4 protein-coding genes and 1 pseudogene are annotated in these 3,013 nt (G+C 60.1%); 3 read left to right on the top strand and 2 right to left on the bottom strand.

Annotated features, from left to right (window positions below):
• Positions 1-303: 303 nt before the first annotated feature.
• Complete coding sequence (cynR, locus tag DBR24_RS19790) at positions 304-1,191, bottom strand: transcriptional regulator CynR (protein WP_128615593.1); 888 nt, start codon at positions 1,189-1,191, stop codon at positions 304-306.
• Positions 1,192-1,313: 122 nt separating this feature from the next.
• On the opposite strand from cynR, the gene cynS reads away from it, so the two are divergent.
• The 3 genes from cynS (at position 1,314) to DBR24_RS19775 (ending at position 2,770) form a co-directional block, all read left to right on the top strand.
• Positions 1,314-1,781 (top strand): cyanase, encoded by a 468-nt coding sequence (gene cynS, locus DBR24_RS19785; RefSeq protein WP_123467729.1) that lies wholly within the window; start codon positions 1,314-1,316, stop codon positions 1,779-1,781.
• Between the two features lie 80 nt (positions 1,782-1,861).
• The gene (locus DBR24_RS19780; protein WP_123467727.1) at positions 1,862-2,098 is read left to right on the top strand and encodes a DUF2790 domain-containing protein; all 237 of its coding nucleotides are present in this window, start codon (positions 1,862-1,864) and stop codon (positions 2,096-2,098) included.
• A 12-nt stretch (positions 2,099-2,110) separates the two neighbouring features.
• Positions 2,111-2,770 carry a carbonic anhydrase gene (locus tag DBR24_RS19775; protein ID WP_128615592.1) on the top strand — a complete coding sequence of 220 codons (660 nt, stop codon included), beginning with the start codon at positions 2,111-2,113 and terminating at the stop codon, positions 2,768-2,770.
• A gap of 45 nt (positions 2,771-2,815) precedes the next feature.
• Here the strand turns inward: DBR24_RS19775 and DBR24_RS32965 are convergent.
• Positions 2,816-3,013: pseudogene (locus tag DBR24_RS32965) on the bottom strand (glutamate-5-semialdehyde dehydrogenase); the annotation flags it as partial.

The following is a 3,013-nucleotide window of genomic DNA, read 5'->3' as shown; positions in this document are numbered from 1 at the left end:
TCCTTAAAGGAAGCAGGCCTTTTTTGTTCGCTTGCGTTGATATGGCGTGACTGGAATTGTAGCCCCTCACCCCAGCCCTCTCCCGAGGGAGAGGGAGCTGATTTGTGCTGCGCTGAAAATTTTAGTTCGGCTCAAAACTTTCAGGTCGGCGTAAATCGCACAAACACCTCAGTCAGTCCCCTCTCCCTCCGGGAGAGGGAGCCGATTTATGGTGCTTTCAGAACCTGTGTTCGACTCAGGTTTCTCAGCTCGGCGTAGATCGCACAAACACCTCGGTCAGTCCCCTCTCCCTCCGGGAGAGGGTTAGGGTGAGGGGCTTCCCATGCCCAACACCAGTTCCACAAACGCCACCGACGCCGCACTGTGATAATTATTGCGCCGCCGCAACAACGCCGCCCCACGCTGCGGCGCCTCGCTCTCTACGCGCAACCGGCGCAACGCCCGATCCTCCGTCGCGATCGCCTGCGGCAACATCGTCGCCATCGGCGAATGACGCACCACCTCCAGCAACGTACTCACCGAATTCACCTCAATCCGCACCTGCGGCGTAATTGCGTGCTGACGGAAATATTCATCAACCGATAGCCGGGTGATGAAGTCTGACGCCAGTAACGCGAAATCCAGTTGGGCGATGTCCTCCGGGGTCAGCAGCGAAGTGCTTTCGTACAGCGGATGCTCGCGCCCGACCATGATCCCCAGGGTTTCGGCAAACGCCGGAATGCACTCGATATCCGGGTGGCGCACCGGGGTGAAGGCAATGGCGATGTCCAGCGAGTCATCCGCCAGGCCCGCCTCGATGTCGTCCATCGACAACTCGAAGATCTGCAGGTGAATCCCCGGATACCGCACCGCATAGTCACGCACCAAGGGCCCGACCAGATACGCCATGAACGTCGGCGTCATCGCCAGGCGCAAGGTGCCACGGGACAGGTCCTTCACGTCATGCAACGCACGCCTGCCCGCCTCCAGCTCCACCAGCACCCGCCGTGCAGATTCCAGATACGCCATGCCGGCATCCGTCGGTTTCACCGTGCGTGAGGTGCGATCGAACAATTCCACCCCGAGGCTTTCCTCCAGTTGGCGAATCTGTTGCGACAGGGTTGGCTGCGACACGTGCAGCGCCTCCGCCGCGCGAGTGAAGCCACCGTGATCGGCAACGGCGAGCAGATAACGCAAATGACGCAGCAGCATGGGGACACACCATCTATAGGCAGGACTTATGCAAAGCATTGTATATCGGTCTTGGACGCTATGGGTCAATCGGCAGAAGATGAATCCCACACAGCAAGCCAACCCCTGAAAGGAGTGACACCATGCAACAGTCCCATGCCTACAACGACACCAGCCTGGCCCTGACCACCCGCATTCTGGACATCAAGGCACGCAAGAACCTGTCGTGGCAGGATCTTGCCGACGGCACCGGCCTGAGCCTGGCCTTCGTCACCGCCGCTCTGCTCGGTCAGCATCCGCTGCCGGAAAACGCCGCCCAAGTAGTCGGCGACAAACTCGAACTGGACGCTGATGCCGTCGCCGCCCTGCAAATCATCCCGCTGCGTGGCAGCCTCAGTGGCGTGCCGACCGACCCGACCATCTACCGCTTCCACGAAATGATCCAGATCTACGGCACCACGCTCAAAGCCCTGGTTCACGAACAGTTCGGCGACGGCATCATCAGCGCGATCAACTTCAAACTCGACATCAAGAAAGTCGAAGACCCGGAAGGCGGCTCCCGCGCCGTGGTCACCCTCGACGGCAAGTTCCTGCCCCTGCGTCCGTTCTGATCCAGCCCGGCCCGCACCCTGCGTGCGGGCCGACTCCCCCGAATGACTCACTGTCACCACCTGCGTCTGGAGGTTGCCCCATGCAAAAAATTCTGTTGACCCTGGCCCTGATCGGCGGCCTGTCCGCCCAGGCATTTGCCGCTGACGAAGTTGTCGCCTACCGCTACGGCATGCCACTGGACATCGCCCAGGTGCTGAGCATTACCCCGGTTGCCGACGTTTGTGGTGTGGTGCCGGTAGAGATGACGTATCTGGACAGCAACGGCGGCAAACACATTCTTCAATACAGCGAATTCGGCAGCGGTTGCTCGAACTAAGAGGACAACACCATGAAAAACCTGATTGATGGTTTCCTGAAATTCCAGAACGAAGCGTTCCCGCAACGTACCGAACTGTTCAAACACCTGGCGACCACGCAACAGCCGGGCACATTGTTCATCACTTGTTCCGACAGTCGTGTCGTGCCGGAACTGCTGACCCAACAAGAACCTGGCGAGCTGTTCGTGATCCGCAATGCCGGCAATATCGTACCGTCCTACAGCCCGCATCCGGGCGGGGTGTCGGCGACGGTGGAGTATGCGGTGGCGGTGCTGGGTGTGACGGACATTGTGATCTGCGGACATTCGGACTGCGGTGCAATGACCGCGATTGCCCAGTGCAAATGCATGGATCACCTGCCCGCTGTGAGCGGCTGGCTGCAGCATGCCGAGTCGGCCAAAGTGGTCAACGAAGCACGGCCCCATGCCAACGACGCGGCGAAGTTGAGCTCGATGGTGCGCGAGAACGTGATCGCGCAACTGGCGAATATCCAGACCCACCCGAGCGTGCGCCTGGCCCAGGAGAAAGGCCTGTTGAATCTGCATGGCTGGGTGTACGACATCGAGACAGGCTCGATTGATGCGCTGTCCTCGGATCGTCGCACCTTCGTGCCGCTGGCCGAGCAACCAGCAACTTGCGCGGTGCACGCTCAAACCACCCACGCTGCCTGAAAAAAACACCCCTGTGGCGAGGGAGATCCCTCGCCACAAGTGTTTTTAGCGCTTCACATCGAGGTCGGTCTGGCTCATGCGGCTACGCACGGTGAACACACCATCGCCAGACAAAATCGCACTGCGGGCAAACAACCGGCCGCTCTCCCAGTTCGAAAGGCCCAGCTCCGGCTTGTTCAACGCGTACTGCCCATCCACCCAACGGGTAATGCCGTTGCCTACGAAAGGCGCGTTGACCGCGTT

This window comes from Pseudomonas sp. HMWF006 (assembly GCF_003061205.1).
Classification (GTDB): Bacteria; Pseudomonadota; Gammaproteobacteria; order Pseudomonadales; family Pseudomonadaceae; genus Aquipseudomonas; species Aquipseudomonas monsensis.
The sequence above is the reverse complement of the archived record's forward strand: the minus strand, read 5'-3'. Positions and strand labels throughout refer to the sequence as shown.